The 23024-nt window shown below is 53.5% G+C and carries 19 protein-coding genes; all 19 read right to left on the bottom strand.

The genetic code is table 11. The annotated features are described in order from the left end of the window. Window positions 1–22: 22 nt before the first annotated feature. Window positions 23–772 (bottom strand): ABC transporter permease, encoded by a 750-nt coding sequence (locus MKY12_RS14845; RefSeq protein ID WP_339314353.1) that lies wholly within the window; start codon window positions 770–772, stop codon window positions 23–25. Further along, complete coding sequence (locus MKY12_RS14840) at window positions 769–1554, bottom strand: ABC transporter permease (RefSeq protein ID WP_339314351.1); 786 nt, start codon at window positions 1552–1554, stop codon at window positions 769–771. Before MKY12_RS14840 ends, MKY12_RS14845 begins: the two co-directional genes overlap by 4 nt. Continuing rightward, window positions 1551–2267 carry an ATP-binding cassette domain-containing protein gene (locus tag MKY12_RS14835; protein ID WP_339314349.1) on the bottom strand — a complete coding sequence of 239 codons (717 nt, stop codon included), beginning with the start codon at window positions 2265–2267 and terminating at the stop codon, window positions 1551–1553. Before MKY12_RS14835 ends, MKY12_RS14840 begins: the two co-directional genes overlap by 4 nt. An 87-nt stretch (window positions 2268–2354) precedes the next feature. Next, window positions 2355–3365, bottom strand: a complete 1011-nt coding sequence (locus MKY12_RS14830; protein WP_339314347.1) for a HAMP domain-containing sensor histidine kinase — start codon at window positions 3363–3365, stop codon at window positions 2355–2357. Continuing rightward, entirely contained in the window at window positions 3362–4039 is a 678-nt protein-coding gene (locus MKY12_RS14825) for a response regulator transcription factor (protein WP_036726867.1), read from the bottom strand. Before MKY12_RS14825 ends, MKY12_RS14830 begins: the two co-directional genes overlap by 4 nt. Further along, complete coding sequence (locus MKY12_RS14820; protein ID WP_339314345.1) at window positions 4014–4226, bottom strand: aspartyl-phosphate phosphatase Spo0E family protein; 213 nt, start codon at window positions 4224–4226, stop codon at window positions 4014–4016. Before MKY12_RS14820 ends, MKY12_RS14825 begins: the two co-directional genes overlap by 26 nt. A 182-nt stretch (window positions 4227–4408) precedes the next feature. Beyond that, window positions 4409–5812, bottom strand: coding sequence for a helix-turn-helix transcriptional regulator (locus MKY12_RS14815; RefSeq protein ID WP_339314343.1), 1404 nt, complete (start codon window positions 5810–5812; stop codon window positions 4409–4411). Window positions 5813–6397: 585 nt separating this feature from the next. Next, window positions 6398–7417, bottom strand: coding sequence for a hypothetical protein (locus MKY12_RS14810; RefSeq protein ID WP_339256906.1), 1020 nt, complete (start codon window positions 7415–7417; stop codon window positions 6398–6400). Further along, window positions 7401–8153 carry a (S)-benzoin forming benzil reductase gene (locus MKY12_RS14805; protein ID WP_339256904.1) on the bottom strand — a complete coding sequence of 251 codons (753 nt, stop codon included), beginning with the start codon at window positions 8151–8153 and terminating at the stop codon, window positions 7401–7403. Before MKY12_RS14805 ends, MKY12_RS14810 begins: the two co-directional genes overlap by 17 nt. A 20-nt stretch (window positions 8154–8173) precedes the next feature. After that, window positions 8174–8734 carry a helix-turn-helix domain-containing protein gene (locus tag MKY12_RS14800; RefSeq protein ID WP_339257491.1) on the bottom strand — a complete coding sequence of 187 codons (561 nt, stop codon included), beginning with the start codon at window positions 8732–8734 and terminating at the stop codon, window positions 8174–8176. A gap of 256 nt (window positions 8735–8990) precedes the next feature. Beyond that, window positions 8991–10868, bottom strand: a complete 1878-nt coding sequence (locus MKY12_RS14795; protein ID WP_339314341.1) for a beta-L-arabinofuranosidase domain-containing protein — start codon at window positions 10866–10868, stop codon at window positions 8991–8993. Between the two features lie 278 nt (window positions 10869–11146). Then, entirely contained in the window at window positions 11147–12706 is a 1560-nt protein-coding gene (locus MKY12_RS14790) for a glycoside hydrolase family 3 protein (RefSeq protein WP_339314339.1), read from the bottom strand. 34 nt (window positions 12707–12740) lie between these two features. Further along, a complete protein-coding gene (locus MKY12_RS14785; RefSeq protein ID WP_339256898.1) occupies window positions 12741–14627 on the bottom strand; it encodes a DUF4838 domain-containing protein in 1887 nt (628 codons plus the stop codon). Then, window positions 14620–15261, bottom strand: a complete 642-nt coding sequence (locus tag MKY12_RS14780) for a hypothetical protein (protein ID WP_339314337.1) — start codon at window positions 15259–15261, stop codon at window positions 14620–14622. Before MKY12_RS14780 ends, MKY12_RS14785 begins: the two co-directional genes overlap by 8 nt. Window positions 15262–15406: 145 nt before the next feature. Beyond that, the gene (locus tag MKY12_RS14775) at window positions 15407–16570 is read right to left on the bottom strand and encodes an amidohydrolase family protein (protein ID WP_339314335.1); all 1164 of its coding nucleotides are present in this window, start codon (window positions 16568–16570) and stop codon (window positions 15407–15409) included. Beyond that, on the bottom strand, window positions 16567–17343 hold the full coding sequence (locus MKY12_RS14770; protein ID WP_209870935.1) for a glucosamine-6-phosphate deaminase: 777 nt from the start codon (window positions 17341–17343) through the stop codon (window positions 16567–16569). Before MKY12_RS14770 ends, MKY12_RS14775 begins: the two co-directional genes overlap by 4 nt. A 49-nt stretch (window positions 17344–17392) precedes the next feature. Then, window positions 17393–20449 carry a DNRLRE domain-containing protein gene (locus tag MKY12_RS14765; protein ID WP_339314332.1) on the bottom strand — a complete coding sequence of 1019 codons (3057 nt, stop codon included), beginning with the start codon at window positions 20447–20449 and terminating at the stop codon, window positions 17393–17395. Between the two features lie 85 nt (window positions 20450–20534). After that, a complete protein-coding gene (locus tag MKY12_RS14760) occupies window positions 20535–22103 on the bottom strand; it encodes an extracellular solute-binding protein (RefSeq protein ID WP_339314330.1) in 1569 nt (522 codons plus the stop codon). A 42-nt stretch (window positions 22104–22145) separates the two neighbouring features. After that, window positions 22146–23015: a carbohydrate ABC transporter permease gene (locus tag MKY12_RS14755; protein WP_209870928.1), complete on the bottom strand. Its 870-nt coding sequence runs from the start codon at window positions 23013–23015 to the stop codon at window positions 22146–22148. Between the last annotated feature and the right edge of the window lie 9 nt (window positions 23016–23024).

Here is a 23024-nt window from a genome sequence, read left to right as displayed (position 1 = left end):
TTGTCTATTATCAGCGGTGGCCTCAGGCATCCCGGATACGGTAGACAACAATCGCTGTCGCCACAAAGGACACCATCCAGATCATTACAATACCGGCCCCCTGCACAGGCGTAAGGACATTCAGTTCGCCAGAGGAAGGCAGCAGGTACATGTAACGTCCAGCCGTATCCGGGAAACAGGCCGGCAGAAGCCCCCGCGACCATGGACTGATAATGAAATAATAGCCGAGCAGGATCACCAGGGCCGGAAGGGTTCTTCTCAATAAAGCCCCTATCGCCGCGCTAAGCAGTGTGGTCAAGGTCAGATAGCCCGTTGCCCCCAGCAATGCTTGTATGACTTCATGAGGTTCAATCCCCGCTGCAGGGCCGCCCAGCTTCCTGCCCGCATATAGGACACCGGAGGCCGTAAGGATAAACGCCGCAGGAATCGTAATCAGGGTGAGTGCCAGATGCTTCATCAATAATTGGCGCCCGCGCCAGGGGATTACCGTTAACGTTGTGCGGATCTGTCCGCCCGTATACTCGGAGCAAGCCGCCAAGATCCCCAGAATAATGAACCCTGCCTGAAGATAGCTCATCGAGGCAAGTCCTGTATTCAGGATTACGGGTGCTGCGGCTCCTTCCTGCAGAGAGGCGGAAGTAAAGGCCGCAGTCAAAAGCAGATGAACAAGAAATGTAACCGTAACTGCGGTCCATATCCATGGCAATGTCATCAGCTTGTCCAGTTCAGCCCTAAGGATTCGTATAGTCTTCCTGCCGGATGAGACATTCATGCTGCAACATCCCTCCTATGGAACACAATAGCTGCAATCCCAAGCAGCACGGCCACCCAGGCAAACATGATCAAGCCGCCGGTGAACGGGGTGTGATAGCTGTCGAACAGACTGCCTGTAACCTCGGTCGAGGCACTGTTCTTAGTAAACATAAACATCTCGAAGCCGGCCCGGTCCGGCAAATAGAATGCCAGCTTCGTCACCTTGGCCAGCAGGACACTGAAGGATACCAGCGATGAATTAATCATGAGCACGGTAAGCGGGATCATGCCCTGCTTCGTCAGCAGCGTCAGCCCGAAGGCCAACAGTGCAGTGAAGGTCCAGTAGCAGACGGCACCGGCAAGCCGGGTCCATTCAAGTAGCGGGGCATAGTCACCTAATATATAGTGTGTGGTTGGTACAATCAGAATTACAGCAAGGATACACAGGAGGATGCTGATGACAGATACAGCGCCTGCTTTTGCCAGAAACAACTGAAGCCGCGATGACACAACCATCAGACTTGTGGAAATCTGCTGCCCTCCGGCCCCTTCACTGCTCTCTGTCCGGTACTCGCTGCTGACTGCAAGCACGCCAAGGATAATAACGCCCTGCACACCAAGACCTAATCCGCTGTAGCCCATTTCGGGCAGCCGTGTGCTGACTCCAGCTATAATCGCCTCTTTTTCTGCTATAGCGTCCAAGGCAGCAATGACCGCAGGAGCCAATGCTCCAATAAGCAGGGCGAGCCAAATCCCCGGCAGCGAGAGCAATTTCGAGATTTCTGCATGGAATGCCTTCACCAAGCATCACCTGCCTGTTCAGAGGTCAGGGCGAAGAAGGCATCCTCCAGCGTGGAATGACTGCCGGTTACCTCCTGCAAGGTGCCGTCTGCGACAATTCTCCCCTGCTTAATGATCACCACATCGTCCACCGTTTCGGCCAGCTCGCCCATAAGATGACTGGAGAGCAGCACCGTATTCCCGGCCTCTGCCCGCTTACGCAGAAATGTCCGGATCCAGCGGATGCCTTCCGGGTCGAGCCCGTTCACCGGTTCATCCAGAATCAGAATCTCCGGGTCTGCAAGAAGCGCTGCTGCGATTCCCAGTCTTCTCCCCATGCCGAGGGAATATTGCTTGACTCTAGTGCCCGCTGCCGTGGTAAGACCGACAATATCCAGCACCTCTTCGACCCGTGAGCGGGGCAGACCGGCGGCGCAAGCGATCCAGCGCAGGTGTGCCCGTCCTGTCCGCATCGGATGGGCTCCAGATCCGTCCAGTGCAGCACCTACGGTTCGCAGTGGATGCTGTAATTCTGCGAAGGGCTTGCCATGAATCAAGGCGCTGCCGGCGGTGGCATGATCCAGTCCGAGCAGAATGCGGAGTGTAGAGCTTTTGCCGGCCCCGTTGGGTCCGAGGAATCCCGTGACTCTTCCGGGTCTCGCTTCGAAGGTGATCCCGGATAGAATCTCCTGCGTACCGCGGCGTTTGACTAAGTTATTGATGGTAAGCACCATAACACATCCTTTCGTTATGGTGTTAAGTATACAGATGCAAGGTTACATCCCGGTGGGCAGGCCGTTTACTTCCGGGTTAATTTCAGGTTACATTTTGCCAATGACTACCCGCGTCCCGTGCCCGCTGGAGTTGAAATCAGCCTTCAGGTTCATTGTATTCAACATGTATTGTATGGTAGACAGCCCTATTCCCGCCCCGACAGCGTATGCGGAATGATCCATGCCAGGGCCTTTGTCAGCCACAAGAATCCGTTCCTGCTGCACATCCACAGCGATAGAAGCATATTTGCCGTCCGCTGCATGGCGGATGATATTCTGAAACAGATTATCCAGCACCCGGGTCATCCACCCAGGATCTGCTGTCCAGTGGAAGGTCTCTTCTGCGGGCAGATCGACATCGACCTGAATGCCATGTTCTTCAAAAACCGGATACCACGCAGCAACCGAGGCTCTTACCAGACGCCCCATGTCTGTGGGAGCAGGCTCGAAGGGATATTTTCCTGAGGTAAGCAAGGTGTATGAGAGCAAATCATCCATCAGCTCTCCGGTCCGGGTAATAGTCTGGTTGATCTCGGCTAAAGAGCTCTTTCCTTCTGGACTCAAAGGTTCTTTGTTCAGCCGGGTGACATGTCCCCGCATGATGGTCAGCGGCGTCCGCAGGTCGTGGGACATGTTGGCAATGAGCCGTTGCCGCAGCCCTGCCTCTTCCTGCTCCCGCCTGCGGCTGTCTTCCAGCTGCCGGATCATCCGGTTGAAGGAACCGCCTAACTGGTCTATTTCATCCATGCGGTCCTTTTGAATCAGGACAGGCTCAGGCCACGAATCCACATTAGTTGGAGTAGCGGACATAGCTTCTTGTAAGCGGGTCAGACGTTTGCGGAGTCTCCAGAAGAACAGCCAGGATAGAACAACGAACGCGACAATGATACAAGTGAACATAAGCACTGTAATGTAAAACAGGTTCAATGTATTGAATCTTGGCTCTGTCCCGGAAGTGCCAAAGAAGGATGAGAATACCATCAGCACAAGAGGCGGCAGCAAGATGAACAGAAAGTGCAGCTTCAGAAAATGCCGGAACAAGGAACGGGGCTGCTTCATAGCTTCACCCGGTAGCCGATTCCCTTCAGCGTCTCAATAATCTCCGGGGTCTCCGGGTCGCGCTCCAGCTTGTGCCGCAGCCGGTGGAGATGTACCAGTAACGTCTTGTCTCCAGGGATATAAGCTTCTTCCCAGACGGCTTCATAGAGCTGTTCCTTCGGCAGAACCTGATTCGGATGGCGCAGGAAATACATCAGGATCTGATGCTGCTTCCCTGTCAAAATAATCTCTTCTCCCGTACGCTTGTCATAGATGGTCTGAAGCTTCGTATCCACTTCAATGTGAGTGCCCAGTGTAATGCGGTCCGAAGAGACTCCGCCGCTCCGGCGGATTAATACCTCCAGCCTGGCCACCAATTCATCGGTATGGAAGGGCTTCGTCACATAGTCATCCGCGAATTGTAAGCCCTCTACCTTATCATCGACGGAGGTTCGGGCGGTCAACAGCAGCACTGGAACGGCGGGCGCCGCCTTTTTTAACCGTTTGCCTATAGTGAATCCATCTAAGCCCGGTAACATGATATCCAGAATAACGACATCATACTGCGTAACCTCAGCCTCGGCTCCCTCACCGGATTGCAGCCATTGTACCGAATATCCCCGCTGCTCCAGCTCCTCTTTAACCCAAGTGCCGATTTTCTCATTATCTTCAATATAAAGTATGTTTGTTCTCAAGTGATTTCCTGCTCTCTATTAATCTCTGCTGCTCTCCCTCCATATTATACTGGTTAATCAATTCATCCAATACCACGGATTGCTTAAGGACCGCAGGGTGCTGAAGATCATGATGTTTCTCCGCCAGAATGTGAAGCTGGTTCCGGGCACGTTCAATCCGGACTTGCACGAGCATATTTCTGTTCACCTTAGAATCCTCCCTTTATGCTATCTTAGGGTTTTATGACAGATAATAGGATGTCTTTTGCATTGCACAAAATAACTTCAGAACATAACAAAAGAGGCGCCCCCGAAATGTCAGGAGCACCCCTGTATATTTTCGCGAAAATGATTAAGTTCCCCAACCATGTCCCAGTGTAGTCACCAAGGTTATCGTCGTTGAAATAACAATTGAAACACTACAGGCTGATACACCTCACTTGATAGATTTTTGAATCTTCCCTCCAGTTCCTGATCCGTAAATTCCCTATATTGCTCATAAAGACTCATAAAAACAATGATATTTTTGCTGCTATTGATCGTAATTGATATTTCCAAGCCTTTCAGTACCGTGTTCAATGCCTGTTCCTTACTCTTGCTGTGATTGAAAAAATAGATTGCCAGGTCGATGAGGAATTGCGCGTAGCTCTCTTGCAGGATGGCCTGATTGTATTCACCGAACTCTGTCTTGCTGGATTCATAAGGTATGTATGCCGCGAACCGCTCTAAGATACTGTCGATATTAAGCTTAAATACATTCGCCGCTTGAACCATATAACGCACTGCCACAAATATTTCATCCTCTTGATTAGCTATATAGTCTGCGTACTCATGTATTACATCCAAATCTCCGGACATTAACCGGTACAGATAAGTGTTAGCTACGGCCCATTCCGTAAATTGTGCAATGACCTGCCGGGATTCTTCATCATTCTCCTGAACCCAGCGTTCACCATTTGCATACAATTTCACAAAGGATAATGCCCTCTTGTAGTCGCCGCACTCTTCGCTGGCAGTAGATCTGGCTAAGTATGCGTACAGGATATAATAGTAAAAAGGACGATCAGGACGCTTCACCCTTTCTTCTATTGTGTTAGATCTGCGGCCTTCCAGCTCATATTGAACGGATGCAATCCGGTGCATTTCCTTAGCGAGTTCGTCTACTCTCTTCCACTTGTGTACCAGACCATAAATATGCATTAGCTGTTTCATTGCATCGAGCTGATCGGCTGCGTCTAACCGGTTGACATACAACTCAAATTGAGTGGCTGCACGTAACTTCTCCTCCAGATCCTGTTGTTCTTCTAATTCAATCTGAAATATACGGTACTGGCATAATGCTAACCGTTCGGAATGCTGATACTTTTCGGCTTCGCTCACACCCTGATACAGTATCCTTGCAGCTTGGCTTTTATTGTCCCCATACAAAAGTTCAGCGAATTCAAACAGTAAAGATGCATAAGACAAATCCTCCAGCAGACGGTTCACAATCTGTTCAATACAATCCAAACGATCTAGTTCTGCACATCGGAAAATAAAGGGTCGGATCCTCCGCATGGAGACTACAAAAGAAAAGCATTCATCGATATAGTCTTCAAAAAAATAGTCTTCCGGCAGCTTCATTCCAGCAGTAATCGCAGCAAGCTGTGCCATAGAGATTGGATGTTTACCTTTTAAGATCCGGCTGAGCGTACCTGAATTGAGACCCGCTAACTCTGCAAAATGGGAATGTATCATTTGATTTCTGTTCGTATACGCGAGCAGTTCTTCCCGAATCGAATTGACCGATCCCAAACCAACACACCTCCTCCCATAAAATAGGATTAAAAGCATACGTATAGTTGATACTAAGGCTGAATCAAACGGCGGTCAATATAAAGGGGTATTTTACTAATTATCCCGTTTACATCTATTATTATATACCTAAAAACATTATACGCAATATATTTCGTGTATTATAAAGCGTTAAATTAACGGGTCTCCTCCCCTATCATAAAAACATACCGAAAAGTTGAGGGAGATATTGCATTTTGAGGATAAAGGATGCACGGAAAGCCGCAGGGTATACCCAAGAATCCATCGTACATCAGATTAACGACACTATGAAATGCACCTTGCGCAACTACCAGAATATTGAGTACGGTGTGGTACTCCCGAACGTTACATTGGCGCTTCTAATCAGTCACTTGTGTGGTGTTGATCCCCGTGAAGTAGATGAATGGAAATACTCTATTCAACGTGCAGATGCGCAAAAAAATGGCAATTGAATTTCCAAAGTCAAATTTTTCACGGCAAAAGGTTCATTCTATACGCAAAAAAACCACCGATGAAGGTTCTAAATCTTCACTGGTGGTTTTTGTTTTGTATGAATACAACGTATTAATCCTTATAAATTCTCCTGTAGCTGTCGCGCAAGCGCATACCGTCGCCCTCTAACACAGTGACAACATAATCCTCCAGGTCTTCGGAATAATTAAAATGCACATTGGCCCCTGTATCCAGGAAGACGATCATGACATCCAGGCTGCGGCATTGCTCTAAGATCTGAATGCCGTGATACCGGGCAAACGCCTGGAAATCTCCCCATGTGAGGAATTCGTTATGCTGCTGCCCCTCCTCTTTCCTATCCTCTCCGTGTTCCCCGATGAATTTCATATTCTCGCCTGTGAACTGCAGCTTCTCATCATAAAAAATCTCCAGCAGCCAACGCTTAAATTGAAATCCTAATATTGTGCCTGTGATACTGTTGTGACTTTCTTTGGCGGTGCAAAGTGTGAGCAGCTCCGGGAACTGGAGGTTCCGCTGCCCCGGCAGCTTGAAGAAACCGCCGTGCTTCAGGTATTCGCTGACCGTATAACCCATGCTCTGCATATCCAGGATCATTGGTTCAGCGATAATGCGGTTCAATTTTCTCTGGTTGCCGTAACGGCTGGTGATCTGATCCAGCAGATTATCGCCATGGTCCGCCGAGTATTGGAAAATAACCCGCAATCCGTTGCTCAACTGCGCTCTGACGCTCTTCCGGTTCTGCTTGAAGCTGACAGACGTCAGCCCCAGCCCGGCCACGTAACCCCCGAAATTCTGCCATAGGTGCATGTCCCTCTCCGTAACTCTTCGTCCTCTGCGGCTGAAGTCAAGCTGCGATCCGAAATAGCCTTTTTTTGCGTAAACCACCGTTAACCTGCATTGCCGGAACTCAAATTCCAGGCTGAGCCCGTGCTCACTTCTGTAGCTGACTTGACAGTCAAGCATAAGCTCCTGAAGTGTCCGTCCGTGATTCTCCGGTATTTCCATATAACCGCCGTATGTTATGAAGTCATCAAGCTGGCTGAAGCTGCTTAATTTTCTGGAGGGACTGATGGTCATCACCTCTCTCTCGGCATTAATCGATGGTTTCAATAATAACAGTCTTTCCGAAATCATCATGTACAAGAATTTCAATTAATCTAGACGCTGTGTATTCCGGTGATTGCAGTTTCCCTTCGGCAGAGAGCTGAATGAATTCATTAACATAGGGGAACAGCTCAGCGGGAACGGACCGTATATCCGATTGCAAGCTTGTGTCGATCATGCCGGGATACACTGCTGCAGCTTTTGCCGGATACTTAGCCAGCTTCTGTTCGATGTCTATACACTTGGTAAAAGAGTCTAAACCAGCTTTGGCAGTACTGTAGGCGCTTTGTGAAGGCAGTATGTACTTTGCAGAAGCTGAGGAGATATTCAGGATTCTTTTGTCCACATTCAGATGCTTAGTAAGTCGTAAAAAGTTGGAGGTAATCACCATGGGTGCTAACAGATTCAAGTGGAGGTTCTCTATGATCTGTCCCGTTTCTAACCTATCAATCGGGCTTACAGGCGTCAGCATGGCGGCATTATTGATTAGATAGACGGCTTCCCCGCTGGAATGAAGATCAATTCGGCTGAATATTTCTTCACAAAGCTGATCGAGACCACTGATATCCGTTAAATCATAATTAAAATAATCCATTTGACAATCCAGTTGCTTCGCTCGCTCCATGAGTCCTTGGTTAGCCGTTCTGGATATACATATCAGATGGTGGGACGGGTCGATGAATTGATTAGCCAGGGATTCACCGATTCCTCTGGATGTACCTGTAATAATAATATGTTTCAAGTGTATCTGCCCCCTGTATGTTATTGGTGATCTTCACGAAGTATCATTCTTCGGACAGCCTCTTCCCAAATCAGCTCATATTCGAGATCCATCCTCATCATCTTGCATCTGGATAAATTATCTATAAGCAGAGCAAGAATGGCTGCGTTAACCCCGATGGTTGAAGAAGCAATAAGCCCGTATTCAGCGCCCTTCGACAGAAGTTGAACAAAACCGGTTACAAAATCTTGTTGGATGCTCAAGAATGGAGCTCGAAATTGCTCATCCCGTTCAGCCAGCATGGCAAACTCACTGAGCACCCTTAAAGTGGAGCGATACTCTTCCTCGCCGCTTGGCAGCATGTTTAGACCGCCGCTGATTAGGATTTCTGCAAAATTGTCCTTATTAACGGATTTCGTATCAAAATACGCTGTAAAATGATGATCCCGGAAAATATGCTCAAAGGTCCGGCTGATCAGCTCTTCTTTTGTAGCAAAATGATAATAAATAGAGGATTTGGTGATCCCCACTTTTTTTGAAATTAAACCCAAACTCGTTTTCTCTATTCCATACTCAGCAAAAAGCTCAAATGCTGCCTGGATGATGTAACTGGATGTAATCTCTTTTTTCTTGATAACCCTCAGGCTCCCTTCGATTGAATTAATGTCATTATAAGGATTAACCTAATGAATTGTCAATAATTTAACGACCGATCGTTCAAAAAATAAATTTACGCATAAAATAACCACCTGCAAGGATACAGGTGGTTGTTCTGCTAAATAACGCCTATGCTTATTTAAATAGACAAGAATGTATATGTTCCGGGGTCCCCGCAAAGTACCTGAATAGACATCGAAGCTAAAACCCCACTTTGTGGGGGGATTTTACCGGGAAATACACCTGATAAGGCTCGTACCCGATATCGCGGATTCTTCTGAGCTGAATGCCCGGGTCCTGGCGGGTGGTCTTGAAGAAGTAACGCCAGCTCCCCCACTCCCGTTCGTTCTCCATGGTGATCTCACCGGCTGCATCCGCTAATGGGGTATACAGAATCCGCTCGTTCTCGGTGATGCCGGCCAGCACTTCCGGGCCATAGCGGAACGCGCCGGTCTGCTCGTCGTCGGGCAGAGGGATGAACCGGATGCCCACGGGCAGAATGATGCTGATCCGGTCGCCGTCCTGCCAGTTCCGCAGTATCGTGTAGAAGGCGGAGTGATCCGCAGACTTCCCGTGCAGCTCGCCGTTCACATAGATCACGGCTTCTGACATGATCCAGTCTGGAATCCGCAGATGGATGGCGAATTCACGGGCAGAGGCGGTATGGACGGTGAAGTCATATTTTCTGTAATCTGGCATGTTCTCGTGCAGGGCTGTAATCTCATTCAGCTCCTGCTGCCCGGCTGTGTTCGAGGAGTTCAGCATACTTCCGCTCATATGATCCTGGGATTGCTGAATCCGCACGCTCTCTCCGTGAATCTCGGTGGTCAGCTCCGAACGGAAATACTGGCAGACATAGATATCGTTCTGCTCCTGATAATAGATGCCTCTGTTGAGCGCCGCATTGGCCTGGACCATCGTTCCGTGGCAGCAGAAGAAACTATCTGTCTCCGTACTCCAATCCTTCCGCAGCCCGGCCTTCATCGGCAGGAAGTAGGTGAGCAGCCCGGTTGCCGGATCACTGTGCTTGTTGCCGGTCAGATGGTATTCCTGGTAATAGGCCTGCGCCATAATTCCGTTGTACATATTATATTCGATATACTGCACATAGGCCGGATTTGAAGTGTGCCGGAAAAGAAATTCTGCCAAACGGATCATGTTATACACTGTACAGTGCTCCTGATTCTTATCTCCAAGTCGGGCCTTGATCTTCATCTTCGGCATCCATACTTCACCCGCCGTATTGCCGCCGGTAGCCAGTGTTCCCCGCTCGGTGACCGCACATTTCCAGTAGGCCGTAACGATATCCATCCAGCGCTGCTCGCCGGTGACCTCGTAAGCTCTGGCACAGCCAAGTACCTCGGGAATGGTTGTGTTGGCGTGCATGTTGGTCAGCGGGTCTTTATTCTCCAGTAACGGACGGAACAATCTGCTGCGGTAATACCGTTCCAGCAAAACAGTGTATTTATCGTTCCCGGTAAGCTCCAGCAGATCAGCCCAAGCTTCCAGCATACCGCCTGTCTCCATATCCAGTATGTCATCGAACTTCTCTCTGGTGAAGGTACTGCTCCAATCGACGAACCAGTCGGCGAATCGGTCCGCGATGTCAAGCGCCTTACGGCTCCCGGTGAAATGATGCATATCGACAAGACCCATAAATAGCTTATGAATGTTATATTGCGGCGCCCAGATCGCCTTGCCTTGGGCCACCCAGTGCAGATATTTCTCGGGAATCGGCGCAGCCCATTGCCCTCCGTTGTCCTTCTGGCATTCAGCCAGCTCGTCCAGGATAAGGTCAGCCTTCAGCTTGAGTTCCAGATCACCGGTCTCATGATACCGGATCGCTGCCGCTGACAGCCAGTGTCCCAGGAAATGTCCGCGGATCTGGCAGACCGGCGTCTCCCAGCCCCCGTGCGCATCTTCTGGAATCTCCCTGCCGTCATATCTTCCTGCCTCCACCTTATAGTTAAAGAGGAGATTGTCATTTGTCAGTTTCATCAGATACCGGCGGTTGGCGTCCTCTCTGCGTCTCAAATCATGATCTTGAAGAATGACCTGTTTGCCCTTCAGTTCTCTCATTGCTGCAGCCCCTTAATAGAATGACATTGCTTGCATTGCTTGCACAATGAAATTATAAAGCAGCCCGTCCCGCAAACCAATGATGGATACAACGATAAAATTGATCCATACCGATCAATTCCGGCCGATTGTGCGCTGGATCAGAGCTGCTGCAGATCCTCCTCTGTGACGAACACCGTCTTATCTCCCATATATCAACAATAGTACTATGTTATTCTATCAACACAAATGAGAGCAGACCTCATGTATGGCATGAGAGTCTGCTCTTGAGTGAGTTATTAAGCCTGTCTAACCAACACTTCCGCTAGAGCCTGAAGCGAATAATCGGAGGTGGAGCACAAGAGAATGCTTCCGGCGTTCTGCTGCAGGTACGCATCGTCATACGGGTTACGCAGTACCAGGTTCAGGAGCGGAACGGCCGCCGCAAGCTTCTCGGCAAGTTCGAGCTGGCCCTGGAACAGATGGGCATTCAGTGTTCCCTGAATGACGGTGCGGCCGGCGGCCTTGGCGCACAGGTTCGCAATTTCGGCGGCGTCGGGCTTCATGCTGCAATACTCTGTCTGCACGGACAAGCCCCGGGCTTCCAGCAACGCAGCTAAGCCGATGTCACTACCGCCGGAGTTATCGGCGATGGTGAGCTGCTCCTGGCGCGGCAAGATTAGCATATATTGATGTGCGGCAGTCAGCGGCAGTAATTGCTGCGGATCGCGGCTGATCTTGACCGTGCGGCGCGCATATTGCAGGGCTGCCTCATTCCATCCCTCGCGCGGAATGGGCCGGGCCGCCGCCCGGTATTGCCGGAATTTCGCATAGAGGCGGAGGATGCGGTTGACTGATTCGTCAATTCTGGATTCATCGATGACGCCGTCCAGAACAGCTTTTCGGATACCCGCGATGACCCGCTCCTGGAATTCCGGGGTATGACACATCAGAATCATGTCATTGCCGGCCAGTACGGCCAGTACGCCCACCTCATCCGGATTGAAATTCTTCTTGATCGCGCCCATCTCGATGTCATCGGTGCAGATGATACCCTCAAAGCCCAGCCTGCTGCGCAGTAAGTCTCCGGCAAAGAAGGGGCTCAGTGAAGCAGGCAGTCCTGCCGACTCGGGAATGTTAGGAAATACGAGATGTCCCATCATGATTGAATCGGCCCCGGCTTCGATGGCAGCGATAAATGGCAACAGCGGCCCGTTCATTAATTCCTCCAGCGTCAGTTCACACTCGGGGAGGACGACATGGGAATCGCCGCTGACCTGTCCATGGCCGGGGAAATGCTTGGCCGTTACCGCTACACCTGTCTCGTGCATCCCCTGAATATAAGCCTTGCCGAAGGCGGCCACCACTTCAGGGTCTTCGCCGAAAGAACGCACCCCAACAACCGGATTGTCAATGTTCGTATTCACATCCAGCACCGGCGCCCAGTTCATCGGGATGCCCAGCGCGTGGAGCTGGCTGCCGATGATTTTACCCTGGAGATAGGCGGTCTCAGCATCCAGGCTTAATCCGGCAGCACGGTTGCCGGGAATGTAAGGATAGAAGGTCTTGAACTTGGAGAGCGTGCCTCCCTCCTCATCGATAGACACATAGTAAGGCTGCGGAATGCCGGAGTCTCCGGCAATGGCCTGAACCTCCGCCATCAGCTTCAGCGTCTGCTGCTCATCCTTCACATTATGAGGGAACAGGCCAATCCCGCCGAACCGGTTTCCGGACATCCGTTCACGGAAGTCAGGCTCTGCTGCTGTGGAGGGGGTTCCGACCACACACATCAGGGATATTTTGTCCTCCAGACTCATGGCTGCCGGATCATGCGTTAAATTTGCTTCGTTCAGCTGCATAATTGCTCCATCCTCCTCTCGGTATATTGAGTGCTCATTCTCCCTGGGCCAGCCCGATCTCCCGGTAGAGCGTCCGCTCCAGGTAATCATGCAGATAGAAGCGCGATTTCACGAAATGCTCAGCCATATCCCGGGGCTGGTATTGCAGAAGCGCCTCCTGCATCCGGGGCCGGACCGCTTCGCGTCCGTTATGGTTACGTGTGTAATTGTTCAGCAGAGAACGCCATTCTGCGCTGTCGCCCGGGTACAGCTCCCAGCGGTAGGCATACTTGTGAATCGCCCTGGAGCGGTCGGTGGCCACCTCGAAATCATGCATGATCGCGATCAGCTCAGCGTAGCCGTGATTCCGCTGTACCTCCTCCCGCAGCTTCCAGATGATATCGTAGTAATCCTCTAATTGGTAATTTCCCAGCCGCGCATGACCTGTCTCTGGAGTTATACCATGGAACAGCTCCAGGAAGCGGTCGATGAACGTACTAGCATCTGCCCGCCGGTTCCAGGCGAGATCGGCATGAAGCAGCATCGGATACCAGGTCGTCTCGAACACGCCATAAGGAACGCCAAGGCTGAACGGCCCGGTCCAGTTCGTAGCGACCATACAGCGGATATCCAGCTTCTCAGCTGTCTCTGCCCACTGCAGCAGATTGTCGGTCCGGTTGTCAATGACAGGGTAGTTCTGATGCTCCGCCCAGTCGAAGCTGCGGACCGCTGGTGCACCCATCACCTCAATGCCGAGCGCTCTGAACTTATGGGTCAGGGAAGTAACCTCCGCTTGTATATTGCGGCCGTTATAGATCCAGATCATCGCTGCGCTTCGCGGATCAAGCTTCGCCAACTCCTCGGGCGGGCATTTGTCCAGCATGTCATGCCAGAAGATCGGCTGGCGTCCCCGGCTGGCCGTGAATTCAATCAGGCGGTTCAGGAAGGAGATGAAGGCCCGTTCCCGTACGCCGCCGAATTCCTTCCGGCACGCTTCACATTCGCACAGGCTGTACACCTCGTCACAACCCAGATGAATATAACGTGATTCAGGATGGGCATCCATCATCTCCGCCAGCAAGATTGTAATCAGTTCATAGGTCTGCGGATGGGACGGGCAGATCTCGCCAGTAGATTCCTCTGTCTCCCGTAGATGCTTCCAGGCGTCATGGCGCAGCACATACTCCAGATGGCCGAAGCTCTGCTGCAGCGGAATAATCTCGATATAATGCTCATGGGCCGCAGCCTGGAGCGCCTCCAGCTCTTCCCGGCTAAGCGCGTGCTGCGGATGGGCGAATTCCCCGTGCGTCTGGAATGGGAACTTGTCCTCGTATTCAATGAGCACCGCGTTCGTCTTGTAGCGGGAGAATTCAGCCAGATATTCGATCAGCCGCTCCGGCTTCGAGAAGGTCTGGCGCAGATCGAAATTCATCACCCGAAGCTCCGTATCGGGCCAGTCCGTAATGGACATCGCCGGAATACTGCCGTCCCCGTGCAGGCTCTGCAATTGCAGCAGCGTCTGCAAGCCGTAATAGAGTCCGGGGGCGTCAAGGGCGCGGATTGCTGCACCGCTTGCGCTAACCTCCAGAATGTAGCCTTCCGCCCGGCCCTTCAGTGGGGACAGGTCGGCCTTAGCAGGATCAGCAACCGAAGCCCGGCCGTTAGTCGGTCCCGCTTCTCCAGGCACTGCCTGCGCTGAAGTGCTCTCAGTCTCCTCCGTTCCCTCGATTCTCACAATCTCCTCAATCAGCAGCGAGTATCCCTCGCCTGCTCCCGAGACGGCGGCGGTGACTTCCCTGCCGGGAAAAGCCCGCCGGCAATGAAGCACCAGCCGGGGATCTTCCACTTCCATAGCCAGCCGCAGGCGGAATTCCCCGCCGGCTCTCCATGGCTTCTTCTCTGTACTCCTCACCTGCTTTGGCTCGGGTATTAAGCTAAGCATCGCTCTCTCCTCCTAGTACATCGTCAGGTTTAAATTTATGGATTGGATCAGTAAGGACGAAACCGCCTATTATTGTGATCGGTTTTTCGACTACATTGGGCCTCCGCGCCGTCCCCGGTCGCAATGTGTTCGGTTTTTCGACTACATTGGGCCTACGCACCGTCCCCGGTCGCAATGTGATCGGTTTTTCGATTACATTTGGCTCGCGCGCCGTCCCCGGTCGCAATGTGATCGGTTTTTCGACTACATTGGGCCTACGCGCCGTCCCCGGTCGCAATGTGATCGGTTTTTCGACTATATTTGGCCTACGCGCCGTCCCTGGTCGCAATGTGATCGGTTTTTCGACTACATTGGGCCTACGCGCTGCCCCCGGTCGCAATGTGATCGGTTTTTCGACTACATTGGGCCTACGCGCTGCCCCCGGTCCGAATGTAATCGGTTTTTCGACTATATTGGGCCTCCGCGCCGTCCCCGGTCGCAATGTGTTCGATTTTTCGACTATATTGGGCCTCCGCGCCGTCCCCGGTCGCAATGTGTTCGATTTTTCGACTACATTTGGCTCACGCGCCGCCCCCGGTCCGAATGTGTTCGGTTTTTCGATTACATTGGGCTCGCGCGCTGAGCCTGGTCGCAATGTGATCGGTTTTTCGATTACATTGGGCCGGATGGCCTCATTATGACCACTCCATTACATTTATCTCTGATTGTTCGGCACGAACGCAACGTCCAGCCCTATCGCGTTAATGAAATGGGATCAGTTCTTTTATTCTGTTACTCTCCTAGTCCTTCTTGGCCGCTGTAATCCGGCCATTCTTCCACACTGCCTGAATGTCCAGGGCTCCGCCGTTCCTGCGGAAGCCGATCAGATCTGCTGGCGCACCGGCGGTCAGTCCGACAGCCTGCGGGAGCCCCAGCAGCCGGGCCGGGTGAAGCGAAGCGCAGTCGAGCGCCTCCTCCAGCGTTGCCAACCCGGCCCGGGCCAGGTAGGCCACCTGGTCCGCCAGCATCATGGCCGATCCGGCCAGCAGCCGCGGATGGCCAGCCAGATGCAGCCTTCCTTCCGGCGTCAGCACCACGTCGCCGCCGATATGCAGCCGGTAGGCACCCGGCGCCATGCCGCTCAGCGAGACGGCATCGCTGACCAGAATCGCCCGGCTCTGCTTCACCCGCAGGATCACCTTCAGCAGCGCATCCGGCAGATGGCAGCCGTCGGCAATCATGCAGCCGTACAGCTCATCGGCAGCCAGTTGCTCCCACAGATAGTGAGGATGGCGCGGCAGAGTAAGATGCGTACCGTTGCCCAGATGAGTAGACATCACCGCCCCTGCGGCCACTGCTTGCCGGATCTGCTCCGGTGAGGCTGCCGTATGTCCGATGGAGACCCTGACGCCGGAAGCGGTGCATCTGGAGATGAAGGCTGCGGCTCCCGGCCATTCGGGCGACACGGTAATGATCCGGATCAGCCCCTCCGCCGCCTCCTGCCAGCGGCAGAAGGCCTCCCAATCTGGCGGGCAGATATGCTCCAGGGGATGCGCCCCGCGCGGACCGTCCTCCGGGGACAGGAAGGGCCCCTCCAGATGAATGCCTGCAATCAGCCCGGCGATATCCGGCTGTGTCCGCACGGCTTCAGCAATCACGGATGCTGCCTGGACGAGCTGGTCCGACCCGTTCGTAATCAGGGTAGGACAATACGAGGTAACTCCTCGGGCCAGCAGGCGGTGCGAGAGTCCAGCCACGGTCTCCGGTGCAAGCGGCAGCGTATTGAAGTCAAGCCCCCAGCCGCCGTTCACCTGCAAATCAACCAGCCCCGGCGCAAGCCAGGGCCAATCGGCCATATGCGGACTCTCGGCCAGCGTATGAACCGCTTCAATGACGCCACCGTTAACGTGGACTTCAAGCGGCAGGCCGGTTCTGTAATGTCTTCCCGAAATCACACCGTTCATGAGCCGAAGGCATCCCGGTCCGTGAACAGCGTAATGGCGGGATGAGTCCGTAGGATGCTCGCTGGGCACACGGTACTGAGCGGGCCATGAAGCGCCGCTTGCAATGCGGCCTGCTTGGCCTTCCCGGGTACAATCCCGAACAGATGGCGGCCTGCCATCAAGGCGGGCACGGTCAGCGTCAGCGCATGAGTAGGGACATCGTCCAGCGTGGCGAAGCAGCCGTCATTCACCTGCTGCGTCCGGCAGGCTTCATCCAATTCGACCGCTTTAACAAGCAGCGGATCGGCGAAATCGGCTACAGGCGGATCATTGAACGCAATATGCCCGTTCTCACCGATGCCAAGGCAGACGATATCAATAGGCGCTTCATTCAGCAGCTCCGCGTATCTCCGGCACTCCCCTTCAATATTGCCCGTCCGGCCCAGCAGCTCGATCCGTCCGGGATTGACTCTGCTGAACAACCGTTCCTGCAAATAGTTCCCGAAGCGCTGAGGGGCCTTCTCCGGCAGGCCGATATATTCATCCATATGAAAAGCGTGCACCCGGGACCAGTCAATCCCCTGCTCCCGCACCAGCCCCTCATACAGCTCATTCTGTGACGGAGCTGCGGCAAATACAATGCGGACCGGAGCCTGGGACTTCCCCTGCAAGTCTCTGATTCGCTGCCCAACTGCTCCTGCCGCTGCAGCACCCATCTCGCTGCGCTGGTTATAGACAAGAACGCGCATACGCTCCACTAGATGCTCCGCCGCCGGAGTCAACGTCTCTTCCATGATGAACCCTCTCCTCCTTATTGGGGCGGAAGTGACCGCCCCTTCTCTTTTACAACCCGTCATTAACTAACAGATATGGCTTGTTATCCGAATTCTCTGAACTGGCCAGCGTTACAACGATTCCCGTAGTATTAGGGTCGCTCCACTGAAAGGTCGGCGTAAGTCCAGCCGCCGCTGCCGCGAAAACATAAGCGGTCACATCCGCGCTGTACCACCCGGACCCGGTGACCCGGACTGTTCCGAGATTCGTTCCACCGCTGACAGGGCGGTTATTCCAGGTAATGCCACTCTCGGTCCACTGCGTTCCGGTGTAGCCCTTCAGAGCAAGCGTAACCGGAGAAGCTGGAGCAGCGGTAACATAGACGTTCAGCGTTACGGACTGTACCGCCGTTCCAGAGAGATTCAGTTCCGCCTTCATGAAGGCGATACGGTCCCCTCCGCCCTGTGCATTCGGAAGATCGGCCACCTCCAGCACAGGCTCCTGCCCGAAATTGGCCGAAGGCTGATGCTCATGGACATAAGCATCCATGGTCACCGGGATTACCGGATCTGCCGGGGCACTTCGCTCGATATGCAGCAGATAGAGATCTGCGGTTCCATCCTCGTGATACACCAGGACTGACACATCAGCAGGCTCTGAACCGATCGTAACGGATGCGGCTGTTCCCATTGTTACTGGCATTCCATTTACAAGCACCGCATCCGAGGCCTTGACGGTAACCGGTGTGACCTGCAGCGAAGTTACATTGCTGTTGACTGTTACGGTATAGGCTTTGTCACTTGCAGCAAAAGGCTTATCCCACACTCCTGCCGATAACGTTAATCCACTAAGCCCGCCATGCGACAGTAATGCGGTAGTATGCGGCAGGTCATGGGCGCTGGCATAGTAATAACCGGCTGCCTGAACTCTTCTCGGCTCGAATCCGGCTTGACGCCCCGACAGAATAGCCTCTGAAGTGAAGGCAGCCCGCCCATCCGCTCCTGTAACTGCCGCCGCGTAACGGCCTGCCGAATAGGTGAACCGGCCTTCTATAGCGGCCCCTGCGAGTACCGCCCCTGTGGTATAGTCACGCACTTTCATGGTGGCGGAGGCCGTAGTGCCGTTATACGACAGTTGCATGTCGGTCACAATCATGGGCTGGAGTGTCGTGCTCCCGGTTGTTGCTGACACTTCACCGGAGACCGGCCCGATATTGCCCGCCAGATCACGGGCGGCGATGCGGTAATAATAAGTGGTATCCGGGAGCAGTCCCTTGTCCTGATAATTCAGGCCCCGGGCGAGTCCGGCAATATCCGCAGAGGTTGGCGTGAAGCCGGGTACTGTGCTGCGGTAGATAATGTAGCGGTCTACCTCCAAGTTGTCAGTAGCCATTCCGTAATTCAGCCGTATGCTCTGATAGTCTCCGGAAACGGCGGACGGAGTGCCCGCAGGTGCAGATGGTGCTTCATGGTCTTCCGGCGCTGTCCAGAAGACGCCGCCCGGTCCCCAATATGAAGGTAATGCCCGGTAGGAATCATAATGATGGACAGCGATTCCGCCGAAAGCGCTGCTCTGCCCGGAAGCGGCGTAGACCTTGTCCAGCTCTGCTTCCATGTGGCTGCGGCCTTCCTCCTGGAAGGTAATGGTCTCCGGGTCACCGCTGTTCGCAATATCCAGCGTCTCTACCCCGATGACTACGGAATTCGGCTTGCCGATCGCCTCGGCATAAGCCAGCTCTCCAGCTGCGCCGGCAATGATGCCCGCTGTGCCGTCTGCGGAATCCCGGTAATCCATGATCGAGATATAATCGGAGATATCCTGGATATGCTCGGACAGCCATTTCGTCGTGCCGTTCCACTGGATATTCGCCCCCTGCTCGGAGGAATCATACCATTTAGGGACAGCAGGGCCGAAGGGCAGCTGGATACCGGCTGTATCCCGGCGGTCAATCATTTTTTGCAGACCATCCAGGTACTCCTTTTGCAGGAACTTGCTTGGGTCTTTGAAGTCCGGGGAGATATACGGCTCGATGTCCACATTGATTCCATCGAACTTCTCATCCGCATCCACCGCAAGATTGTAGTTGATAATCTGCTCGATCTCCCGTACGGCATGACTATGGTACCGCTCATAAGCACCCATATAAGCCGGGGAGGTTCCGCCCGCGACAAGGGCATGGACGCTTAAGTTCCGCTCATGCGCCCAGCGCATGAAGGAGCGCAGCTCATCCTCCTGCTCCTCCAGCGCCCGGTAGCCCGCGTAGTTGCCCACAGCCAGATACAGCGTCGTCACCGGCTCTGATCCGAAGGTTGCGGTGTCCGTAACGAAGGACTCCAGCACCTCCCGCGAGCCCGGATTCAGCAGCAGCTTATAGCTCTCCGGCTCCCAGATCCACATAGCCCGGTCCTGGTCGGGCAGAGGCACCGCCGTTTCATGTGTGCCCGCACCGACCTGCGCATAGACGGTCGGGCTGTAGCCGTAGCGTCCGGGCGCATTCGTGGCCCGGGCCTCCAGGCTGATCGTGCGGTCACCGATGCCCGCCGTATTCCAGGCATATACATATTCCGTGCCGTTATAAGCGGCCTGCTGCCACGGTCCCCGGTTCACCCGGACCTGCACGCCCGAGACCGGCGTAGCCGATTCTGCCTGAACGGTGACCGCCACCTGTCCAGTCACGGCAATGCCTTCGTCCGGTCCGGTAATCGTCACCACTGGCGCAACGCCTGCCGGGTTGTTCACCTCAAGGGTGACGGACGGACTCCACACCCCGTAGCGGGTGGTGGTATCCAGCCCGCGCGCCACCAGCTCCACCGGACCGTTGTACCGGGAGGTGTCGAGCGTATAAGACCAGCTGCCGCTGTCATCCCCGTCCGGGTCATCCAGCAGCGCCTCGAACTGGGCCGTCCCGTTCACGTACAACCTGACATCATACAGTCCGGTATAGGTGCCGCTGACCTCCACCGGCCCGCCGGAGGTAACATATCCCCCTGGCGGTTCATCCAGTGTAATGGTACCTGCGGCCCGGGCTGTGCCCGGAACCGCTACTGCTGAGAGTACAACAATCAGACCTACCAAGGGTAGAATCCATCCAAGCCGTTTGCCAGAGCCTTGCAGCCATTGCTTCATAAGCGGCGCCTCCTTTAATGGTCAAGCGATTTCCCTGAATGCCTTGCCTGTGCTTCAGCGGTTCTTCCCTGCGGTCAGTACCCGGTTAGTTGCTGCTCAATTGAATTTTCTGAACACGGTCATATGCTTCCTTGTACGTTGCAAGCAGCTTGTCCACACCCAGATTGTTGATCTCCTCAACATATTTATCCCAGTCCGCCAGCTTACGGGAGCCGGTCACGAATTTGGCAAAGCTCTCATCACGGTGCTTCTTGATCGCCTGTCCGGTGATCGAGATGACTTCATTCTCCTTCTCGGTGAAGGCCGGACGCGGCTGCATGTTGGCCGGATCGTATTTGACGGCTTCTTCATAGGCATGCTTCAGGTCATCCGAGAACAGGGACAGATGGGCATTGAAGTCAATCCACGTATAGGTTCCGCTGGTCTGAAGTCCCGTTGCTTTCCGCATTTCAATCACATCGGTGAATTCCGGCTTGAACTTGATCGTATCGCCTTCCTTCACATACGTCTCGCCTTCCACACCCCAGCTGCTGAGCGTGCGGCCGTCTTCCGAATAGAAAAAGTCCATATAACTCATGATATCTTCGATATTCTTCGAGGTCGAAGCAACCGTCAGACCGCCCTCCATGTAATGGAAGTAAGGATTGAGCTGCTTGCCGCCCTCAAGCCCTGCGGGAGGAGCCATGAACTGCATATTGAATTCAGGGTTCTCCTTGCGCATCGCATTATTGAAGAAGTCCACACGGCTGATATAATCCACGGTTACAAAAGACTTGCCGGTAGACACCATGTCCTGCCACTGCTTGGTCTGCAGGGAGAGGAAGTCCGGCGGAATCAGCCCTTCATCATAGAATTGCTTCCACATGCCGACCATTTCCTTGTAGCTGTCCTCTGTCGGCCCATAGCGCCATTCTTTTGCATCGAAATCGTAGTAAGCCCCTTCGCCCGTTCCATAGTTGACCGTCATATTCGTGTTCATCTCATCGGGGATCTGTCCGTAACGGAGCGACAGCGGGTAGCTGTCCGGGTATTTCGCCTTCAGCGTCTTCAGAGCCGTGTGCAGCTCATCATAAGTCTTGGGAGCCTGAATGCCTTCCTTCTCAAAAACATCCTGGCGGTACATCCAGATCATCCGGTTCGTCTCCCCGAAGCCCTGGTTCGGGAACATATACATCTTGCCGTCAGCGGAGAGCGCCGCCTTCGCCTCATCCGGGTATTGCTTCATCCAGGCGGTCAGATTCGGCAGCTTGTCCATGTATTCCATCAGGTCCACGAGTGCTCCCTGCTGACCGAATTTGTTCGATTCCTTGCGGTTGGGCATATACATCAGATCCGGCAGCGCATTGGAGGCCACCGCGAGATTTAACGCTTCAGCCAGCTTCCCGGATGGTGTCTGCACCTCCAGCGTGACCCCGGTCTGATCCTTGATCCAGCCCCAGACCGGCCAGTCCTTGGAATAAGGGAAGGTGGCATTGTTGTCCAGCAGTGCGGTGAAGGTGTGGGCCTGCTTCGCTTCCGAAGTGGCCGGAGAAGCTTCTCCTCCAGGTGCAGCCGTAGCCGCAGGCGAAGCGGAATTGTTATTGCCCCCGCTGCAGCCGCTCACCAGTATTGCCGCTGCCGCGAGGGGCAGCATTACAGACTTCCATTTGTTCATTCTTCATCTCTCCCTTAAGTAGTAGTTATGGTTCAGACCGGTTCAGCCCTTCACTGCACCGATCATGGCGCCTTTGACAAAATACTTCTGAACAAACGGATATACCGTGAGTATCGGCAGCGTAGAGACCATAATCGTTGCATATTTGAGCGACTCTTCAACGACCTGGTTGTCTCCCCCGATCCCGGTCACATCCCCCGAGCTTGCGCTTCCCGCCAGCACCAGATTGCGGAGCAGCACCTGGAGCGGGAACAGATCCGGAGTGCGCAGATACAGGAGCGGATAGATGAAGTTATTCCACATGCCCACTGCGTAAAATAAAGCAATAGTGGCGAAGGAAGCCTTCGACAGCGGAATGATGATACGCATGAATATCCCGATATCATTCAACCCGTCGATGCGCCCGGATTCCTCCAGCTCCTTGGGAATGCCCGAGAAGAAAGTACGCATCAGAATCAGATTCCAGGTGCTGACCGCGCCCGGCAGGACCATGCCCCATACGGTATCGACCATATTCAGGGAGCGGACCACGAGGAAGGTCGGGATCATCCCGCCGCTGAAGAACATCGTCACGACGATCAGCATCGTGAAGGTCTTGCGCAGCGCCATATCCCGGCGGGAGAGCGCATAGGCCCCGGTAGACGTAACCACCAGCGAGATCAGCGTACCGAGCACGGTGTAGATCAGCGTGTTTTTATAGGCCGTCCAGATCTTCGGGTCTCCAAGCACCAGCTCGTACATCTTCACATTGAAGCCCTTGGGCCAGAACGAGACCGTGTTCTTGATGACATTGATATCGCTGCTCAGAGACACCGCCAGCATGTGCAGGAACGGATAGAGCGTAATCACCACAACGATCAGCAGAAAGAACGTGCTGACAATATTAAACAAGGATATTCTCGGTGATCTCATCACCACACC

This window comes from Paenibacillus sp. FSL M7-0896 (assembly GCF_037975415.1).
In the GTDB taxonomy this organism is placed as follows: domain Bacteria; phylum Bacillota; class Bacilli; order Paenibacillales; family Paenibacillaceae; genus Paenibacillus_AQ; species Paenibacillus_AQ silagei.
This window is presented reverse-complemented; position numbering and strand designations above follow the sequence as displayed.